Source organism: Trinickia sp. HAY1-2D (assembly GCF_056754935.1).
The window spans coordinates 3899149-3915494 of the sequence record NZ_JBPGWX010000002.1 but is presented as its reverse complement, the minus strand read 5'-3'; the positions used below and the strand labels follow the sequence as shown (position 1 = coordinate 3915494).

Below are 16346 nucleotides of genomic sequence, written 5' to 3'. Positions count from 1 at the left end.
GGCGAAAAGAGGGAGGGTGACTCAGGATTCTTGCGAGGCGGCGAGCTTTTGCTCGAGCTCTGCCACCCGCCGCTCGAGTTCTTCGAGGCGCGTGCGCGTGCGCAGCAACACCTGCGCTTGTGTATCGAACTCCTCCCGCGTGACGAGATCGAGCTTGGAGAAACCCTGGGAGAGCATGGCCTTCACGTTGCGCTCGACGTCTTTCGCCGGCGAGTGCTTGAGCAGGTCGCTCATGCGCGCCTGGAAGTCCTGAAAGATATCGTTCGGTTGCTTCATGATGGTTCCCCTCGGACGCACAAAAAAAGTGCAGCCCATTCGAAAAGTAACGTCTATAACGCACCGATGACCCGAAACGGTGCGCGCGGTGCGCCGAATCAGACAGTCATGAGCGGCGATGGTGCGTCGCTCTAGCGTAGACCGTGCGAACACTCTAGCAACGATCGACGGCCCGCGCCAGCGGGGCCAGCCGACGCTGGCCGTTCGGCCTGCTTTCGGACGTTTTGTCCGCTTCTCGTTCTGCGCATTCGCGTAGGGAGGTGATGGCACATAAGTTGCTCTACTCGGACCCGCATCGGCCGGCGCCCCATTTCGCGGCGGCGGTGCCGATATGGCCGGCATGCCACGGCGGCCGCACGAAAACGGGTTCTCGCAACGAAAAAGAGGATTTTCATGAAGCTCATTACCGCAATCATCAAGCCGTTCAAGCTCGATGAGGCGCGCGAAGCGTTGTCGGCGATCGGCGTCTCGGGCATCACGGTCACCGAAGTGAAGGGCTTCGGGCGCCAGAAGGGCCATACGGAGCTCTATCGCGGCGCGGAATACGTCGTCGACTTTCTGCCGAAGGTGAAGATCGAGGCCGCCGTATCGGACGACATCGTCGACCAGGCCATCGAAGCCATCGAGCGTGCCGCGCGCACCGGCAAGATCGGCGACGGCAAGATCTTCGTGACGCCGATCGAGCAGGTCATCCGGATCCGTACCGGCGAAACGGGCGCCGACGCCCTGTAAGTCAAAAAGTTAGCGATAAGAGGAAACCGAAAGATGCGCAAATTTCTGATGTCCCTGGCGATGGCCGCCTCGCTGCTGGCGGGCGGTATCGGCGCCGCCCTCGCGGACGACGCGTCGGGCGCCGCCGCCGCTTCAGCACCCGCCGCCGCGGCGTCCGCCCCGGCTGCCGATGCGAGCGCCGCGGCTCCCGCGTCCGCAGCACCGGCATCGGCTGCGGCCCCGGCCGCGGCCTCCGAGGCCGCACCGACCGCGCCGTTCTCCGTCGACTCCTCGAAGATCAGTTCCGGCGATACGGCCTGGATGCTGACCTCGACGGCGCTCGTGCTGTTCATGACGATTCCGGGACTCGCGCTTTTTTACGGCGGCATGGTTCGCAAGAAGAACGTGCTCGCGACGGTGATGCAAAGCTTCGCGATCACGTGTCTCGTGACGGTGCTGTGGACGGTGATCGGCTACACGCTCGCCTTCACGCCGGGTAACGCGTTCATCGGCGGTCTGTCGCGCACGATGCTCGCCGGGATGGCATTCATCAAGGGCGATAAGGCAACGACGCTGACCGTGAGCCATCTCGCGCCGACGATCCCCGAATCGGTCTATTTCGTCTACCAGATGACGTTCGCGATCATCACGCCGGCGCTCATCACCGGCGCATTCGCCGATCGCATGAAGTTCTCGGCGATGCTCGTGTTCATGGCGCTGTGGTCGCTGATCGTCTACTCGCCGATCGCCCATATGGTCTGGGAACCGACGGGCTGGCTCTCGGCCGCGGGCATCCTCGATTTCGCGGGCGGCACGGTCGTGCACATCAACGCCGGTGTTGCCGGGCTCGTTTGCGCCCTCGTGCTGGGCAAGCGCGTCGGCTACGGTCGCGAAGCGATGGCACCGCACAATCTCGTACTCACGCTGATCGGCGCGGCCATGCTGTGGGTGGGCTGGTTCGGCTTCAACGCGGGTTCCGCCGTGGCGGCCGACGGCCGTGCCGGTTTCGCGATGCTGACGACGCAGATCGCCACTGCCTGCGCCGCGCTCGCGTGGATGTTCGTCGAATGGATCGCCAAGGGCAAGCCGTCGGCGCTCGGCATCGCATCCGGCGCCGTTGCCGGCCTCGTGGCGATCACGCCGGCATCCGGTTTCGTCGGCGTGGGCGGTGCGCTCGCCATTGGCATCGCGGCGGGTGTCGTCTGCTTCTGGTCGGCCACCTGGCTCAAGATGAAGCTCGGCTACGACGACTCGCTCGATTGCTTCGGCGTGCACGGCGTGGGCGGTATTCTCGGTGCGCTCCTGACCGGCGTCTTTGCGGTCAAGGACATCGGCGGCATGGACGGCAGCCTGATTCTGCAGGCGAAAGGCGTGCTCACGACGGTCGCTTATAGCGGTGTCGTCAGCTTCGTGCTGCTCAAGGTCATCGATATGGTCATCGGCCTGCGTGTTGCCGAGGAGGAAGAGCGCGAGGGTCTCGACGTCGTCCTGCACGGCGAGCACGTCGAATAAGGCGCCCGCCTTTCCAACGACTAAGCAACAGCGATTCAGCCCGCCTTTTCAGGCGGGCTTTTTTTCGTTTTTTCGCGTGTACGGGGGATGGAACGACCCTTTCGCCAATCAGGTCAATAGAAAATATGGTGGCCGGCAAGGCTTGCGGAGGGTAAAACTGCCCCCAGATCGGCAGGGCAATTGCTCTACAATCTTTTTTCCCCTGTCTGCGAGTGCTCCATGGTTCCGCATCTAGTTACGGCGTTAAACGGTCCACTGCTCGATCTCGAGCGGAAGATCCTCGATGCCACGCCGGCGATCGAGCGCTGGTTCCGGCTCGAATGGCAGGAGCATACGCCGCCGTTTTATTGTTCGGTCGATCTGCGCAATGCGGGTTTCAAGCTCGCGCCCGTCGATACGAACCTCTTTCCGGGCGCATTCAACAACCTTCCGAACGAAGTGCTGCCGCTCGCTGTCCAGGCGGCAATGGCGGCCATCGAGAAGATTTGCCCCGATGCAAAGAACCTGCTCGTGATCCCCGAGCACGAGACACGCAACGCGTTTTACCTCGAGAACGTGGCGCGTCTCGCGACGATCATGCGCCAAGCCGGCCTGAACGTGCGCTTCGGCACGCTCGACGAAAACATCGCGGGCCCGGTGACGATTTCCCTCAAAGACGGCCAGAAAATCGTCCTCGAACCGCTCGAGCGCACGCCGCGCAGGCTGGGTCTGAAGAATTTCGATCCCTGCTCGATCCTGCTCAATAACGATCTCTCATCGGGATTGCCGCCGGTACTCGAGAATCTGCACGAGCAGTACGTGCTGCCGCCGCTGCACGCGGGCTGGGCCGTGCGCCGCAAGTCGACGCATTTTTCCTGCTACGACGACGTCGCCAAGAAGTTCGCCAAGCTCGTCGAGATCGACCCGTGGATGGTCAATCCCTATTTCGCGCATGTCGAAGACGTCGATTTCGAGGCACACACCGGCGAAGAAGCGCTGACCGACGCGATCGACGCCGTCATCAAGAAGATCGCGCGCAAGTATCGCGAGTACGGTATCGGCGAAAAGCCGTATGTCGTCATCAAGTCCGATGCGGGCACGGGCGGGCGCGGCGTGATGACCGTGCATGACGCATCCGAACTGGCCCACCTTTCGAAGGGCGAGCGCACGCGCATGGCCGCGACGAAAGGCGGTCGGCCCATGCATGATCTGATCGTGCAGGAAGGGGTGTATACGTTCGAGCGCATCGGCGAAGAAGTGGCCGAACCGGTCGTCTACATGATCGATCGGTACGTCGTCGGCGGTTTTTACCGCGTGCACGGCTCGCGCGAGCGCGATCAGAACCTCAACGCCCCCGGCATGCATTTCGTGCCGCTCGGCTTCGAGCACACGGCGCTGCCCGATGCGCACGCGAAGCCTGGCGCAGCACCGCCGAACCGCTTCTATATGTATGGCGTCGTGGCACGGCTCGGCCTGCTCGCCGCGTCCGTCGAACTCGAAAAGACCGATCCCGAGGCCATCCAGGTCTGAGCTGCGCGCGCCGTCGCGCGCATCGCCCAGGCCACGAGCGGCCCCTTTGAACAAACGACAACCCCGCAAGGGGGCGCAGGAGCTTCATGGATATCCTCTTCATCGCCGATCCGCTCTCACGCTTCAAGATCTACAAGGACACGACCTACGCGATGATGGCCGAGGCCGCACGCCGCGGCCATGCGATCTTCGCGTGCGAGCCGAAGCACCTTGCGTGGACGGGGGGCAACGTCGAAGCAACGGTGCATCGGGTCACGATCGTCGGCGACACGGCCGATTTGCATCGTAACGTGTGGCACGAGAACGGGCCCAACGAGCACCGCTCGCTGATGTCGTTCGGCGCCGTGCTGATGCGCAAGGATCCGCCGTTCGACATGGAGTACGTGACATCGACCTGGCTGCTCGAACTCGCGGAACGCGCCGGGGCGCACGTGTTCAACAAGCCGCAGACGATTCGCGATCACTCCGAGAAGCTCGCCATCGGCGAATTCCCGCAGTTCGTCGCGCCGTCCCTCGTGACGCGCGACGCGGCGCGATTGCGCGCCTTTCATGCCGAGTACGGCGACGTCATCCTGAAGCCGCTCGACGGCATGGGCGGCATGGGCGTATTCCGCGTCAAGAGCGACGGCATGAATCTCGGCTCGATCATCGAAATGTTGAGCCATGACGGGGCGAGGTCGGTCATGGCTCAAAAGTTCATTCCCGAGATATCGGCCGGCGACAAGCGCATCCTGCTGATCGGCGGGCAAGTCGTGCCGTTTTCGCTGGCGCGAATACCGCAGGGCAACGAGGTGCGCGGCAACCTTGCGGCGGGCGGCGTCGGGGTGGCGCAGCCGCTGTCGGTGCGGGATATGGAAATAGCCGAAACGCTCGCGCCGGTGCTCGGTTCGCGCGGGCTGCTGCTCGTCGGGCTCGATGTGATCGGGGACTGGCTCACCGAGGTCAACGTCACGAGTCCCACCTGCTTTCGCGAGATCATGGATCAAACCGGCTTCGATGTCGCCGGCATGTTCGTCGATGCACTGGAGCGTGCGGCGCCGGCATGACGTTGCGTTTCGCGCGAAAATGGACTGCTACAATTGCTGTATTGCAAAACAAACCGGGGCGCACCTGCGTTTCCGGGTAGGCCTGCACCGGTTGTGCGCAGGTCGTCGTTTTTCGTTGCAGGGCTGATATGGCAGGCATTCTGATCATCGCGCATGCGCCGTTTGCCACGGCGCTAAGAGACTGCATCGCGCACATTTATGGCGGGATTCCGGCGCGCATCGGCGTGATCGACGTTACGCCGGATTGCGATCCGGCACAGGTGAGCGCGTTCGCGCAATCCGAAGTCGAGCGCCTGCGCGAGGACAACGGGGTGCTCGTGCTCACCGACATGTACGGCGCGACGCCCGCCAATATCGCCAGCAGGCTCGCGAGCCTCGCCGATGTGCGTGTGCTGGCCGGTGTCAACCTACCGATGCTCGTGCGCGCTGTCTGTTACCGCACGACCCCGCTCGATACGCTTGCCGACAAAGCATTGACCGGTGCGGCGAAGGGGGTACATGCAATCGGACCGCAGACATCGCCGGGCGGGGTTTGCGCGCCGTCGCCCTGTCTGCCGACAACCGGTGCGCCGCTGAGTGCCGCCGAGCCGTTGCCAGCCACAGCCATGCAAGCGCCGCGCACCGGTACGCGCGGCAGCGGCGCCTGATGCGCCTTTTTTCGATTTCACCGACTCTTGCCAACGCCTATCGGGCCGCAGGGAACCGTAGATGCTTCAAAACGAAACGACGATCGTCAATAAACTGGGGCTTCACGCACGTGCGTCGGCCAAACTGACTCAGCTCGCGGGCAACTTTCAGTCGGAAATCTGGATGACACGCAACGGACGGCGCATCAATGCGAAGAGCATCATGGGCGTGATGATGCTCGCGGCCGGCATCGGCAGCACGGTGACGATCGAAACGGAGGGGCCGGATGAAGCCGAGGCGATGCAGGCGCTATTGAAGCTGATCGCCGACAAGTTCGGCGAAGGCCAGTAACGCGGCGCCGGCGCTGGCGACGAGCCGCGGCAGTCCGCGGTTTTTTTTATGCTGTCTTCAGCGCTATCCTCGGGCGCGGGCGGGGCTCCGCGCGTCGCCGAGCACGCGGAAAAGTCTGTACATGCTGCAGCGCAAGCAGTCAGGCACGACAATGGAATTTATAATTCCGGATTAGGGTTGCACGCCCATAGCAGCGGTATGGCTCCCGCAGCATTACATAATTCGAGGAGGTGCGCGTGTCGTTCTCGCTGCATGGAATCCCAGTGTCACGCGGCATCGCGATCGGGCGCGCTTATCTCATCGCACCGGCGGCGCTCGACGTCGACCACTATCTGATCGAGCCGCCTCAGATCGAAGGCGAACTCGAGCGCTTCCGCGCGGCACTCAAGGCCGTGCAAGGCGAGCTGGAGCGCTTGAGCGGCGATCTCGCTGCCGACGCCCCGAGCGAGGTCGGGGCCTTCATCAACGTCCATACGATGATCCTCAACGACGCCATGCTCGTTCAGGAGACGATGGACCTCGTCCGCACGCGCCGCTACAACGTCGAATGGGCGTTGACCGAGCAACTCGAGCGCCTCGTGCGTCATTTCGACGATATCGAGGACGAGTATCTGCGCGAGCGCAAGGCGGACATTCAGCAGGTGGTCGAGCGAATCCTGAAGGCGCTCGCAGGCGCACCGTCGGCGGTGGCGCTCGTCGATGGCGCGAACGGGGACGCGACCGACGAAATGATCGTCGTTGCGCATGACATCTCGCCCGCCGACATGCTGCAGTTCAAGACGCAAACGTTTCAAGGCTTCGTCACCGATCTCGGCGGGCGCACCTCGCACACCGCGATCGTCGCGCGCAGCCTCGGTATTCCCGCGGCCGTGGGCGTACAGCACGCGAGTGCGCTGATCCGGCAGGACGATCTGATCATCGTCGACGGCGACCATGGCATCGTGATCGTCGATCCCGCGCCGATCGTTCTCGAGGAGTACACCTATCGCCAGAGCGAAAAGGCGCTCGAGCAAAAGAAGCTTCAGCGCCTGAAGTTTGCGCCGACGCAGACGCTTTGCGGCACGAAGATCTCGCTGTGCGCGAACATCGAGCTGCCCGAGGACGCGCGAACGGCCGTGGAGGCGGGCGCGGTCGGCGTCGGTCTTTTCCGGACCGAGTTTCTCTTCATGAGCAAGGATCATCTGCCCGAGGAGGAGGAGCAGTTCGAGGCTTACCGCCGGGCGGTCGATCTCATGTCCGGCCTGCCGGTGACGATCCGTACGATCGATGTGGGCGCCGACAAGCCGCTCGAAACGTTCGGAGGAGGCGAGGGGCACGAGGCGGCACCGAACCCAGCGCTCGGGCTTCGGGCGATCCGTTGGAGCCTGTCCGAGCCGCAGATGTTTCTGACGCAGCTGCGCGCGATCCTGCGCGCCTCGGCGTTGGGGAAGGTCAAGATTCTCGTGCCGATGCTCGCCCACGCCCAGGAGATCGATCAGACGCTCGATCTCATACGCGAAGCGAAGCGGCAGCTCGACGATGCTGGCCTCGCCTACGATCCGGGCGTACAGGTCGGAGCGATGATCGAGATTCCGGCTGCGGCGATCGCCTTGCCGCTCTTCCTGAAGCGCGTCGACTTTCTTTCGATCGGGACGAACGACCTCATTCAATACACGCTCGCGATCGACCGGGCCGACAATGCCGTCGCGCATTTGTACGACCCGTTGCACCCGGCCGTGCTGCATCTGATTGCGTTCACGCTGCGCGAGGCGAAGCGCGCGGGTGTGCCGGTATCGGTATGCGGCGAGATGGCGGGCGACCCGCAGCTGACACGGCTGTTGCTCGGCATGGGGTTGACCGAGTTTTCGATGCACCCGAGCCAGTTGCTCGTGGTCAAGCAGGAGATCTTGCGCGCCGATTTGCGGGCGCTCGAAAAACCGGTGGCGGACGTGCTGGCCGCTTTCGAGCCCGAGGAAGTGCAAGCGGCGCTCAAATGCGTCGCTCAGCTATGACGCCTGCAAAAGTCCTGGAACGCGCGCGAAGCCGTGTCGGCTAGTCCGCGCGCTGAGTACCGTCGCCCGGCGCGCTCTGCTGGCGCCCGCGGGCTTTGCACACGGGGCAATCGGGCTGCCGTGCGATGTTCATCGTCGTCCATTCCATGCGCAGCGAATCGAGCATCATGAGACGCCCTACGAGCGTTTCGCCGATACCCGCCACGACACGCAGCGCTTCCGCTGCCTGCATTGCACCGACGATGCCGACGGTGGGTGCGAACACCCCCATCGTTGCGCATGCAACTTCTTCGAATGGCTGGTCTTCGGGAAAGATGCAGGCGTAGCACGGGGAGTGTGCGTCGCGGAAATCGAACGTGCTGATCTGGCCGTCGAAGCGCAACGCGGCGCCCGACACGAGCGGTATGCCGTGCTTGACGCAGGCGCGGTTGATCGCGTGGCGCGTCGCGAAGTTGTCCGTGCAATCGAGCACCACGCTCGCGTCCGGCACGTGAACGTCGAGCCAAGCGTCGTCGATACGCTCGTCCACCGCATTCACGATGACATCGGGGTTCAGCCGTGCAATTGCTTCGCGACCCGATTCGACCTTTTTCCGCCCGACCGATGCGGTGACGTGCAGGATTTGCCGTTGCAGATTCGTCAGATCGACGGTGTCGGCATCGACGAGCGTCAGCCTGCCGACGCCCGCCGCGGCGAGATACATAGCGGCCGGCGAGCCGAGGCCGCCGGCGCCGACGACGATCGCGTGCGCATCGAGAAACCGCTGCTGCGCTTCGATGCCCAGTTCGTCGACGAGAATATGCCGCGAGTATCGAAGCAGTTGATCGTCGTTCACGGCACGCGCAGCAACGGGGACTACTTGGCGGGAGCCGAGGCCGGCGCGGGCGTGCCCGGCTTGACCGCGACCGGCGCCGAGGCCGATGTCGGGACCTTGCGCTGAGCGAGGTTGCGCTCGGCGATCGACTTCGACTCCTGCACGGGCTTGCCCTGCAGCTTGTTCAGCGCCTGCTGCAGCATGAAATCGTCGGCCGAGCCGAACTCCACGGGCTTGCGCTCGCGATCCTTGGCGCGTTGCTCGGGCGTCTTCTTGTCGTTTTCCTGCTCGAGCTGCTGCAACTGCTGCAGCCGGTCGTTTTCGCGCTGCTCGTGTTCTTTCTTCTCGTTCGGATCCTGCGTATTGGCAAGGTGGTTCGTGTAGTCGACTTCGCGCGTGACGAAGGCGTCGTCAGGATCGCCGTCCGCATATTGATCGACCGGGACGTCAGGACGAATGCCCTTGTTCTGGATCGAGCGGCCGCTCGGCGTGTAGTAGTACGCCGTCGTGAGACGCAGCGCGGTATCCGAGGTCAGCGGACGCACGGTTTGCACGGAGCCTTTGCCGAACGTCGTCTTGCCCACGATCATGGCGCGATGCGCATCTTGCAGCGCGCCGGCCACGATCTCCGACGCGGATGCCGAATAGGCGTTCGTCAACACGATCATCGGCACCGTCTTGAAGATGCCGGGCAGATTCCTGAGCGGATCGGAGTCGAACGACGGCAGCCGGTAGTTCGCGTAGGTATCGCGATAGACCTGCTTCGAATCGGGAATCTGTCCGTTCGTCGAAACGACGACCGAATCGGGCGGCATGAACGCGCCGGCCACGCCTACCGCGCTTTGCAGCAGGCCGCCGCCGTTATTGCGCAGATCGAGGATCAGGCCTTTCAGATTCGGCTGCTCGCGCGCGATGTCGGCGAGCTTGGTCGCGAGATCGGGCACCGTGCGTTCCTGGAAGCTCGTGATGCGCACGTAGGCATAGCCCGGGGCGACGACCTTCGCCTTCACGCTCTGTACGCGGATGATCGCGCGCGTGACGGTGACGGGGAATGTGCGGTCCTCGCTCTTGCGGAACAGCGTCAGCGTGACCTTCGTGCCCGGGTCGCCGCGCATTTGCTTGACGGCCTGGTCGAGCGTCATGCCGCGCACGGGTTTGTCGTTGATGCGGGTGATCAGATCGCCCGGGCGGATGCCGGCGCGAAACGCGGGCGTATCCTCGATCGGCGAGATGACCTTGATGAGCCCGTCTTCCTGCGAAATCTCGATACCGAGACCGGCGAAGCGCCCCTTCGTCTGCTCCTGCAGTTCCTGATAATCGGTCTTGTCCAGATACGACGAGTGCGGATCGAGGCTCGAGACCATGCCCTTGATGGCTTCGGTCAGCAGTTTCTTGTCGTCGACCGGCACGACATAGTCATGCTTGATCTGGCCGAACACTTCCGCAAAAAGGCGCAACTGCTCGAGCGGCAGCGGAGTGGAGGTGGCCTGCTGCGCCGCGGCAGAAAATTGCAGGGTTGCGAACACGCCGGCGGCGAGGCCCGCTGCGATCAGGCCGATATTCTTGAGTTTCGTGCGCATAGAGTCGGTTGCGTTCGGAAAACGGGTATGAGCGCCGGTGGCGAAGGACGGTCAAGTATAACTGCTCGATCAGCCGGCTGCGGCGGTACTCATGTGTCGGTGTTCGACAGCCGGGGGCAAGAAACGCTCCCGGCCCTGCCTGTGCCGTGCCGCCCCCGGGGTATCGACGGTGCTCAGCCTGCCTTGCCTTGCTTGGCAACGGCGGCTTGTGCCTTGGCGATGGCTTCGGCGTCGCCGAGATAGTAATGGCGTATCGGCTTGAGGTCATCGTCGAGCTCGTACACGAGCGGCACCCCGTTCGGGATGTTCAGGCCGACGATGTCGGAGTCGGAAATACCGTCGAGATACTTGATGAGCGCGCGCAGCGAGTTGCCGTGCGCCGCGATCAGCACCTTCTTGCCCGCCTTGATGGCCGGGGCGATCGATTCGTTCCAGACCGGCAGCACGCGCGCGACGGTGTCTTTCAGGCACTCCGTGAGCGGCAGCGCTTCGCGCGGCACCTTGGCATAGCGCGGATCGTCGTACGAGGCGCGCGGATCGGTCGGCTCGAGCGCGGGCGGCGGCGTGTCGTAGCTGCGACGCCAGACGAGCACCTGATCGTCTCCGTACTGAGCGGCCGTTTCCGCCTTGTTCAGGCCGGCCAGCGCGCCGTAGTGACGCTCGTTCAGGCGCCACGAGTGGACAACGGGCAGGTACATGAGATCCATCTGGTCCTGCACGTGCCAGAGCGTACGGATCGCGCGCTTGAGCACCGAGGTGTAGGCGATGTCGAAGCGGTAGCCGGCTTCCCGAAGCAGCCGGCCCGCCTCGTTGGCTTCGCGAATGCCTTGTTCGGTCAGGTCGACGTCGACCCAGCCGGTGAATCGGTTTTCCTTGTTCCACGTCGATTCGCCGTGGCGGATGAGGACGAGCTTGTGCATGAGCGTAAGAGGTCGGTAGTGAGGAAGCGCCCGATGCGAGGCCGGTGCACCGTCCGAGGAGCACCCGCCATCGCGTCAAGCGGATATTTTATAATGGTCGGATTGCCTGTTTCCTTTTCTTCCCTTTTTGGCGGATATTTCGTGACGTTTCTAACCGATTACACGAACCTCGTGCTCATCGCGGCCCTTGTCGTCTCGGGCGGCTTGCTGCTTTGGCCGACGCTTTCGGGGCGTGGCCGCGGCGGCCTGTCCGCGGCCGAGGCGACGCAGCTGATCAACCGGCGCAACGCCGTGATCGTCGATCTGCGGCCGGCCGCCGAGTACGCGGGCGGACATCTGCCGTCCGCCCGCCACCTCGAGTTCGCGGAGCTTCAAGCAAAAATTGGCCAGATCGCCAAGAATAAGGGGAATCCGGTGTTGCTCGTCTGCCAGAACGGTTTGCAGTCGAACAAGGCCTCGCGCGTCGTGCGCGAGGCCGGCTACGCCGAAGTCCATGTGTTGCAAGGCGGTTTGAACGCCTGGCAGCAGGCCGGCATGCCGGTCGTCAAGTAAAGGAGTGGCAAGCGTGAATTCGGTCGTGATGTACAGCACCCAGGTCTGTCCCTATTGCCAGATGGCCGAGCGGCTCTTGAAATCGCGCGGCGTCGAGCACATCGAAAAAGTCCTCATCGACCGCGATCCCGCGCGCCGTGAGGAGATGATGGAGCGCACGGGACGACGCACGGTACCGCAGGTGTTCATTGGCGATAAGCATATCGGCGGTTACGACGATCTTTCCGCGCTCGATCGCGCGGGCGGCCTCGTGCCGCTGCTCGAACCCGCGTGAACGCCGCCTCCGCGTGACGGGCGCCAGCCGCTCGGCGCGCCATAGGCGCGTTGAGCGCGCTGCGCATACTCGCGGGCGTGCCTCGGGCTTTGGCTCGATGTCGCGCTCAGCGCCTCATACATTCCCTGCTTGGCCGGCGCGCCGCCGGCCAAGATGAATTCATCCATCGGAGCCACCATGTCGGACCAGAACAACCAGCCGTTCTTCAACATCCAGCGCGTCTACCTGAAGGACCTGTCGCTCGAACAGCCTAATTCGCCGGCCATTTTCCTCGAGCAGGACATGCCGTCGGTGGAGGTCGAGGTCGACGTGAAGGCCGACCGTCTTGCGGAGAGCATCTTCGAGGTCGCGGTGACGGGCACGGTCACCGCGAAGGTGGCCGAGAAGGTCGCTTTCCTCATCGAGGCCAAGCAGGCCGGCATCTTCGAGATCCGCAATATTCCGGCCGATCAGGTCGATCCGCTCGTCGGCATTGCGTGCCCGACGATCATCTTCCCGTATCTGCGCTCCAATATCGCCGATGCGATCACCCGTGCGGGATTCCCCCCGATCCACCTCGCCGAGATCAACTTCCAGGCGCTCTACGAGCAGCGTCTTGCGCAGATGGGTGCGCAAAACGAAGCATCGAACGGCGCCACGCACTGAGCGGCGAGGGCGGTGCCCGCCATGAAAGTCGCCGTTCTCGGCGCGGGCGCATGGGGTACGGCGCTCGCTGCGCATCTGGCCGCGCGCCACGACACGCTCTTGTGGGCGCGCGAGCCCGCGCTCGCGGCCGAATTCGCCGCGCGCCGCGAAAATAAGCACTATCTGCAAGGCGTCGCCCTGCCGGCGCAGTTGCGCTACGAAGCCGGGCTCGCGACGGCGCTCGAGCATTGCGGCGCCGAGGATGCGCTGTGCGTAATCGCCACGCCGGTGGCCGGGCTGCGCGCGCTTAGTCGTGCGTTGCGCGAGCTTGGCCGCGTTCCCGCGCACTTCGTCTGGGTCTGCAAAGGGTTCGAAGCCGATACGCAGATGCTGCCGCATCAGGTCGTCGCCTCCGAGCTCGCCGGTCATGCCAGTCATGGCGTGCTCTCGGGGCCGAGCTTCGCGCGCGAAGTCGCGCTCGGCTTGCCTGTCGCGTTGACGGTCGCCAGCACCAGTGCGGCTTGCCGCGATCTCGCCGTATCCGCATTCCATCACGGCGCGATGCGCATCTATACCGGCGACGATTTGATCGGTGTCGAAGTCGGTGGTGCGGTCAAGAACGTGCTGGCGATCGCCACCGGCATCTCGGACGGTCTCGCGCTCGGCTTGAACGCGCGCGCCGCACTGATCACGCGTGGGCTTGCGGAAATGTCGCGCCTCGGCGTCGCGCTGGGCGGCCGGCCGGATACGTTCACGGGGCTCACGGGGCTGGGCGATCTGATTCTCACGGCCACGGGCGATCTTTCACGCAATCGCACAGTCGGGTTGCAACTGGCGGGCGGCCGCTCGCTCGACGATATTCTCGGCGCACTCGGCCACGTGGCCGAAGGCGTACGCTGCGCTCAGGCGGTCCTGGGCATCGCGCGCGCAAAAGGTATCGATATGCCGATCACGGAAGCGGTCTGCAGCGTGCTGTTCGATGGCGTCGCGCCGCGTGCAGCCGTCAGCGCCCTGTTGCGCCGCGACGCCCGTGCGGAATCGCACCGGGTCGATCGCGCGTAGCGCGGCGCTCGCGCGTCACTGACCGCCTTCGAAGCCGGCCTGGCGCCAGGCCTCGAATACCACCACCGCAACGGTGTTGGAAAGATTGAGGCTGCGGTTGTTCGGCCGCATCGGCAGCCGGACCCGCTGTTCGGCGCCGAAACGATCGAGCAGGGCAGGCGCGAGGCCGCGCGTTTCCGCACCGAATACGAACCAGTCGCCGGGATGAAAGCGGTGCCCGTGAAATGGACTTGCGCCGCGCGTCGTAAATGCGAACATTCGCTCGGGATCGGGCGAGGCGGTGGCGATGAAGCTCTCCCAGTCACGGTGGACCTGCATCCGTGCGTATTCGTGATAGTCGAGGCCGGCGCGGCGCAGCTTCGCATCGTCGAGCGGAAAACCCAACGGTTCGATCAGATGCAGCTGTGCGCCCGTATTGGCGCACAGGCGGATGATGTTGCCGGTGTTCGGCGGAATTTCGGGTTCGACGAGAACGACGTTGAACATGGTATCGGTTGGTGCGTTGGCTCGTAATCAGTCTTTCGCAGTGCGCAGGGCGACGAAATTCGTCACCTCGCGCGCGCCCGCGGTCTTCAGTGTGCGCGCCGCGGCTTCGAGCGTCGCGCCCGATGTCATCACGTCGTCGACGAGCGCGACATGCATGCCGCGTACCTCGCGCATCGCGCGGAAGGCGGCGCCCACATTGCGTTTGCGCGCGTCGAGATCGAGCCGGGACTGCGCGACCGTATGGGTCGTGCGCCACAGCAGCGCCGCATCGGCGGGCACGTTCAGCGCGCGTGCGAGCGGCTTGGCGATCTCCCACGCTTGATTGAAGCCGCGCTCGACGAGCCGCTCGTGCGCGAGCGGCACCGGCGCGACGAGGTCCGGCCACGCGTCGGGCGCCAGGCGATCGATGGCCAGTGCGGCGAGGCCCCGCGCAAATTCCTTCGCTACGAGAAGCCGTCCGCGAAACTTGAGGCCGAGCGCAAGGCGGTCCAGCGGCGGCCGGTAATCCGCGAGCGCGAGCGTTCTGTCGAAGGGCGGCCGACGCGTCGCGCATGGACTGCAGACGTAGCGGCCCGGGCCATGCGGGCGTGTGCCGCCGAGCGTGAGCGGCATGGCGCACCGCAGGCACCGCAGGCGCGGTTCGTTCCAGTATTGCGCGTCGCATCCGCGACACATCGGCTGTTGCGACATATTGACGCATAACGCGCCGCACAACACACACGATTGGGGAAGCGCGCAATGCGCCACCCGCAGCGCAACGCGCGCCGCGAACGCAAGCGGTGCGCGCTCGCGGCGCGTGCCTGCCGCGAGCGCGTAACCGGTACTCGGCATCGCGCTGCCGGGCTTGCACATGGGCTTTCCCCTCGCTGGACTCGACCGAGCGAGCGAGTATACTTCGGGCTCTTCGCCAGATCGACCGTCATGTCCCCCACTCCCGCTAAATCTGGCCGTCCGGCCTATGATCCGAGGCTTGCACGGCGAATATTCGATCGCCGCGCAGCGGCGTTCGGGGACGTTGCATTCCTGCCGCGCGAGATCGCGCAGCGCATGCGCGAGCGGCTCGACTACATTCGAACGAAGCCGGCGAGCGTGCTCGACGCCGGCTGCGGCACGGGCGACGATCTGCCGGTCTTGCGCGAGCGCTTTCCCGATGCGCCGGTGTTCGGGGTCGATCTGTCCCACGCGATGCTCTCGCGTGCCGCACCGCATGCTCTCGGCGATACCAGCTGGCGCCGCCTCTTGCCCGCACCCCTCGCGCGTGCGCTCGGCAACGCGGGGCCGCGCATCGCTCAGGCCGATTTCTCCGCGTTGCCGTTCGCGGGCGACGCTTTCGACGTCCTGTGGTCGAACCTCGCACTGCACTGGCATCCCCGTCCCGATCTCGTGCTTCCCGAATGGCAGCGCGTGCTCAAAGTCGGCGGCCTGCTGATGTTCAGCACGCTGGGGCCTGACACGCTGCGCGAGTTGCGCAGTGCCTTCGTCGAAGTGGAGGCCGCGCATGGCGTGGGAAGCCGGGCTCACGTACTCGATTTCGTCGACATGCACGATCTCGGCGACATGCTCGTCGAGAGCGGCTTCGAAATTCCCGTGATGGATCAGGAGACGCTGACCATTACCTATCGATCGCCGGAAACGCTGCTGGCCGACGTGCGCCGTTGGGGCGCCTATCCGTTTGCGCGCGATTGCGGCCAGGCGGGCAGTGCGCTGGGCGCGCCGGCATCGAAACGGCTTCATCGCGCGCTTGCCGCGGCGCTCGACGCGCGCCGCGGCAAGGACGGCACGATCGCGCTGACATTCGAAGTGATATACGGCCACGCCTGGAAGGCGGTGCCGCGTACGACCGCCGAAGGGCACGGTATCGTGCGGATAGAGGACATCGGTCGAAGGCGTCCGGGCTGAGTCGCGGCACCCTCGCCGAGCGCATGCGAAAAGCTCGCAAAGGCTTGCCAGGACTGGGTTGCGGGGCGATAGGCGTTTGCTTGTGGATGCCATTGATCGCGCCTATAATGCG

General features: G+C 64.5%; 18 protein-coding genes. 12 read left to right on the top strand and 6 right to left on the bottom strand.

Translation table 11 applies throughout. From position 1 onward, the window contains the following. Positions 1-21: 21 nt before the first annotated feature. Positions 22-276 carry an accessory factor UbiK family protein gene (locus ACR9ZC_RS25265; protein ID WP_173255026.1) on the bottom strand — a complete coding sequence of 85 codons (255 nt, stop codon included), beginning with the start codon at positions 274-276 and terminating at the stop codon, positions 22-24. Between the two features lie 393 nt (positions 277-669). Here ACR9ZC_RS25265 and ACR9ZC_RS25260 point away from each other — a divergent pair, with 393 nt between their 5' ends. The 7 genes from ACR9ZC_RS25260 to ptsP all read left to right on the top strand — a co-directional run bounded on the left by ACR9ZC_RS25260 (position 670) and on the right by ptsP (position 8023). Beyond that, entirely contained in the window at positions 670-1008 is a 339-nt protein-coding gene (locus ACR9ZC_RS25260) for a P-II family nitrogen regulator (protein WP_020566534.1), read from the top strand. A 33-nt stretch (positions 1009-1041) separates the two neighbouring features. Next, entirely contained in the window at positions 1042-2499 is a 1458-nt protein-coding gene (locus ACR9ZC_RS25255) for an ammonium transporter (RefSeq protein ID WP_481582349.1), read from the top strand. 219 nt (positions 2500-2718) lie between these two features. After that, complete coding sequence (gene gshA, locus ACR9ZC_RS25250; protein WP_481582348.1) at positions 2719-4008, top strand: glutamate--cysteine ligase; 1290 nt, start codon at positions 2719-2721, stop codon at positions 4006-4008. A gap of 86 nt (positions 4009-4094) precedes the next feature. After that, positions 4095-5054 (top strand): glutathione synthase, encoded by a 960-nt coding sequence (gene gshB, locus ACR9ZC_RS25245; protein ID WP_481582347.1) that lies wholly within the window; start codon positions 4095-4097, stop codon positions 5052-5054. Positions 5055-5182: 128 nt separating this feature from the next. Further along, the gene (locus ACR9ZC_RS25240) at positions 5183-5701 is read left to right on the top strand and encodes a PTS sugar transporter subunit IIA (protein WP_481582346.1); all 519 of its coding nucleotides are present in this window, start codon (positions 5183-5185) and stop codon (positions 5699-5701) included. Between the two features lie 61 nt (positions 5702-5762). Next, complete coding sequence (locus ACR9ZC_RS25235) at positions 5763-6032, top strand: HPr family phosphocarrier protein (protein ID WP_331569347.1); 270 nt, start codon at positions 5763-5765, stop codon at positions 6030-6032. Between the two features lie 236 nt (positions 6033-6268). Beyond that, entirely contained in the window at positions 6269-8023 is a 1755-nt protein-coding gene (gene ptsP, locus ACR9ZC_RS25230) for a phosphoenolpyruvate--protein phosphotransferase (protein WP_481582345.1), read from the top strand. 40 nt (positions 8024-8063) lie between these two features. Here ptsP and ACR9ZC_RS25225 read toward each other — a convergent pair whose 3' ends face one another. The 3 genes from ACR9ZC_RS25225 to gpmA all read right to left on the bottom strand — a co-directional run bounded on the left by ACR9ZC_RS25225 (position 8064) and on the right by gpmA (position 11337). Then, positions 8064-8858 (bottom strand): HesA/MoeB/ThiF family protein, encoded by a 795-nt coding sequence (locus ACR9ZC_RS25225; protein ID WP_481582344.1) that lies wholly within the window; start codon positions 8856-8858, stop codon positions 8064-8066. Positions 8859-8878: 20 nt separating this feature from the next. Further along, positions 8879-10417 carry a S41 family peptidase gene (locus ACR9ZC_RS25220; RefSeq protein WP_481582343.1) on the bottom strand — a complete coding sequence of 513 codons (1539 nt, stop codon included), beginning with the start codon at positions 10415-10417 and terminating at the stop codon, positions 8879-8881. Between the two features lie 173 nt (positions 10418-10590). Further along, positions 10591-11337, bottom strand: coding sequence for a 2,3-diphosphoglycerate-dependent phosphoglycerate mutase (gpmA, locus tag ACR9ZC_RS25215; RefSeq protein ID WP_331569339.1), 747 nt, complete (start codon positions 11335-11337; stop codon positions 10591-10593). Between the two features lie 141 nt (positions 11338-11478). Here gpmA and ACR9ZC_RS25210 point away from each other — a divergent pair, with 141 nt between their 5' ends. The 4 genes from ACR9ZC_RS25210 to ACR9ZC_RS25195 all read left to right on the top strand — a co-directional run bounded on the left by ACR9ZC_RS25210 (position 11479) and on the right by ACR9ZC_RS25195 (position 13849). Continuing rightward, the gene (locus tag ACR9ZC_RS25210; RefSeq protein ID WP_481582342.1) at positions 11479-11889 is read left to right on the top strand and encodes a rhodanese-like domain-containing protein; all 411 of its coding nucleotides are present in this window, start codon (positions 11479-11481) and stop codon (positions 11887-11889) included. Positions 11890-11902: 13 nt separating this feature from the next. Next, complete coding sequence (grxC, locus tag ACR9ZC_RS25205; protein ID WP_481582341.1) at positions 11903-12163, top strand: glutaredoxin 3; 261 nt, start codon at positions 11903-11905, stop codon at positions 12161-12163. A gap of 177 nt (positions 12164-12340) precedes the next feature. Continuing rightward, positions 12341-12808: a protein-export chaperone SecB gene (gene secB / locus ACR9ZC_RS25200; protein WP_331569332.1), complete on the top strand. Its 468-nt coding sequence runs from the start codon at positions 12341-12343 to the stop codon at positions 12806-12808. 21 nt (positions 12809-12829) lie between these two features. Next, the gene (locus ACR9ZC_RS25195) at positions 12830-13849 is read left to right on the top strand and encodes an NAD(P)H-dependent glycerol-3-phosphate dehydrogenase (protein ID WP_481582340.1); all 1020 of its coding nucleotides are present in this window, start codon (positions 12830-12832) and stop codon (positions 13847-13849) included. 15 nt (positions 13850-13864) lie between these two features. On the opposite strand, the gene trmL is transcribed toward ACR9ZC_RS25195, so the two are convergent. Together trmL and ACR9ZC_RS25185 are read right to left on the bottom strand one after the other, a co-directional pair. Next, a complete protein-coding gene (trmL, locus tag ACR9ZC_RS25190) occupies positions 13865-14335 on the bottom strand; it encodes a tRNA (uridine(34)/cytosine(34)/5-carboxymethylaminomethyluridine(34)-2'-O)-methyltransferase TrmL (RefSeq protein ID WP_331569328.1) in 471 nt (156 codons plus the stop codon). A gap of 27 nt (positions 14336-14362) precedes the next feature. Further along, positions 14363-15166, bottom strand: coding sequence for a ComF family protein (locus ACR9ZC_RS25185; RefSeq protein ID WP_481582771.1), 804 nt, complete (start codon positions 15164-15166; stop codon positions 14363-14365). 90 nt (positions 15167-15256) lie between these two features. On the opposite strand from ACR9ZC_RS25185, the gene ACR9ZC_RS25180 reads away from it, so the two are divergent. Beyond that, a complete protein-coding gene (locus tag ACR9ZC_RS25180; protein WP_481582339.1) occupies positions 15257-16234 on the top strand; it encodes a methyltransferase domain-containing protein in 978 nt (325 codons plus the stop codon). The last annotated feature ends 112 nt before the right edge of the window (positions 16235-16346 follow it).